A 2,686-nucleotide genomic window follows, 5' to 3' on the forward strand; every position below is an offset into this window, starting at 1 on the left:
ACGATGCCGAGCTGATCGCGACCGTGGTCCGCAACACGCTGCCCTGGTACGCCGCGACGCTGGTCGCCGACCTGGCCCGCGCGGGCCGCACGCCCGACTGGATGCCCGACGCCCGCCCGCGGCTGAAGCCGGACGACAGGACGGTGAACCGCTGGGGCCGCCACGCGAAGACGGCGGATGCGGCGACGCTCGGGGTCGAGGGCTGGCAGCCGATCCCGCGTCGCAACCGCAAGGGCGTGATCGTGCACGACGCGGTGCGCTTCACGCCCTGCCACTGGGACCCGACGCCCGCCCGGATCGCGGCGGCGCGCCGGGCCTATCTCGACTGGTGGGGCTATCTGCTGGAAGTGCAGGCGGCGCTCAAGGGCGCGGACCTGACGCGGATCGAGGTCACCCCGGACATGCCGCCGATGCGGCCGTGGGGGTAATTGAACGTCTCAGCTTGCCGGGATGGCCCCGATCAGCTTGGCCCACCAGTTTATGGCGTTCAGATACGTGGTCAGGATGGGTTCGCGGACTGACCACAACCAGGTGAGTCCCGCCACGACCCCATAGGTGATCAAGGCGGCATAGGCCGTGTAGATCAACGCGGTGGCGAGGGCCGCCACCTGAAACGCGCCGCCGTCGTCCTTTCCGGCGGCAATCCCGGCCTCGATCCGCTCCCGCGCCTTTGGCGGCAGCCAGGTGATCGCGCTGAGGGCCACGATGAACAGGTGAACCAGTGTCGGGATCAGTGTCGAAAAGATCATCCCAAACACCCACCAGTGATCCTCGGGCCGGCCCTCTATATCTTCCAGCAGGGCGGCCACGTCGAAGACCGTTCCGCCCGCAAGCCGGTTGATCATCTCGATGATCGCAACCAGCGACGCCGAAAGCGCGAAGAATATCATGGCGGCGCAGAGAACATCGGCCGCGCCCAGAAGGAGAGTGCCGCCACCCTCCTTTGACGCGCCCTTGCGAACCAGCCAGATCGTCACCCCATATGAAAAGTAGTCGAACACGGCGTTCACGATAGGGAACACGCCAAGGAGCAAGAGCAGAATGCGGGGTTCGAATTCGCCTGGTTCAGCTTTCACGTCTGGCAACATGAGGATGGCTGTGAATGAGGCCGCAAACAGGATAGAAAGCAGAATCGCGTATCCGGCAAGGCCCCTTTTGTACTGGCAGGCTATACCCGCGATGCCTGCGAATGCGACTGCAACTACGGCTGCATCTCCGACGGCGTATCCGCCTAAGATTCCGATTTCGCCTGAGACTGCGCTTATACTTGCGGCTGTGATTGCGAATGCTACTGCGCATGCGACTGCAAATGAACCTGCGAATATGACTGCGAGCGCAACTGCACCTCCGCCTGCGATGGCGACTGCAACTCCGCCTAAGCCGCCAAATGCGACTGGGACTGCAAGTGAGGATCCGAAGAGAAGCGGAATATCAGCGGCTTTTTTCAACTTGGGCCGCTGAGTGGCTGACGCCACAATGCCTGAAACCAGCATGAGAGCAATCCCGCCGATTGCCGCGTAGCGCAGCGGATCCCTCTCCTCTTCCAAAAACAACGGTAAGCTGCCGATGCCGGTCGTCCGGCCAGTTATTCCCCACTGAACGAAGGCCAGCAGCAGCGGGTACAGGACCGCAAGCTTGAGCGCGAAGTCCAGAACCGGCCAGGACCAGGGATTTCTTTGCAACCGCTCGATGTCGGCCTGGTCCACCGCGCGCGGAGTGATCCACCAAGCGATCTTCGCCAGAATGCCTTTCGAAGGAAGCGGGTTTTCCTCCGCGTTCTCCGGGGTCAGGATGCGGGGCATACCGTTCAGAACGCGTGATACCGTTGCCGTGTAAAGCATCGGTCCATCGCGGCGTTTCAAAATGCGCGTGATGCGGCTGGCATCCTTAGGGCTTTCCAATGCAAAACTGACCAGGCCTAGGATCAGCAAGAAGAGGATTGCGTAGGCCCAAACATACCAATGGGATTTCAAGTCCGGGACCCCAACGGTAAGGATTGCGATGGTAAGCGCGGCGATCACTCCAAAAATAGCGGCAGGCAATCGATCCTCCTTCAATGGCGGGATCTTCGCCGGATAGTGTGCTCTAGGCAAGAATTTGAGGTGCCAAACGGCATCTGTTGTCGGGTGCCGGATTGCCGCCCGTTGACCCGTGGCTGCCCACTCCCGGAAACATTTTTCTTGACGCTTCTCCAGCCCGGTTGACATAGTGCCGTCACCCAAGCTGCGCCCGGAGCGGAACCCCCGCTGCGGGCGCTTTGCGTTCCGGGAGGCGTCCCCCATGACGATCCGCAAGCTCTGCGCGGCCTCGGGCTGCGACGACCTCGCCGTGCCTGGTGCCGCGCTCTGCCCGGACCACGGGGCGGAACGGATCGAACGGAACCGCGCGCGGCGGGCGAAGATCAAGACGGCCGACGAGATCCGGCGCCGCGCGAAGCTCTATGCCAGCCCCGCCTGGAAGACAGCGCGCGCGGCGTTTCTTGAGACCCATCCGCTCTGCGCCGATTGCGCGGGGCTGGGGCTGGTGACCCCGGCGACCGAGGTCGATCACATCGCGCGGCACGAGGGCGACCGCGCCCGGTTCTGGGACCGCTCGAACTGGCAGGCGCTCTGCAAGAGCTGCCACAGCCGCAAGACCGCCCGCGAGGTGCTCGGGCGTCCCTGACACCGGGGGGTGTCCAAAAATC

The 2,686-nt window shown here is 63.5% G+C and carries 2 protein-coding genes and 1 pseudogene; 2 read left to right on the forward strand and 1 reads right to left on the reverse strand.

Features of this window, described 5'->3' with window-relative positions:
• Positions 1 to 428 (forward strand): annotated as a pseudogene (locus BYZ73_RS23000) (hypothetical protein); the annotation flags it as partial.
• A gap of 9 nt (positions 429 to 437) precedes the next feature.
• Here the strand turns inward: BYZ73_RS23000 and BYZ73_RS20765 are convergent.
• Positions 438 to 2,042 carry a hypothetical protein gene (locus tag BYZ73_RS20765; protein WP_146746380.1) on the reverse strand — a complete coding sequence of 535 codons (1,605 nt, stop codon included), beginning with the start codon at positions 2,040 to 2,042 and terminating at the stop codon, positions 438 to 440.
• Positions 2,043 to 2,280: 238 nt separating this feature from the next.
• Between BYZ73_RS20765 and BYZ73_RS20770 the strand changes: the two genes are divergently transcribed.
• Positions 2,281 to 2,664: an HNH endonuclease signature motif containing protein gene (locus BYZ73_RS20770; RefSeq protein WP_112317519.1), complete on the forward strand. Its 384-nt coding sequence runs from the start codon at positions 2,281 to 2,283 to the stop codon at positions 2,662 to 2,664.
• Positions 2,665 to 2,686 lie beyond the last annotated feature (22 nt).

The sequence above is a fragment of the Rhodovulum viride genome (genome assembly GCF_003265965.1).
GTDB lineage: Bacteria > Pseudomonadota > Alphaproteobacteria > Rhodobacterales > Rhodobacteraceae > Rhodovulum > Rhodovulum kholense.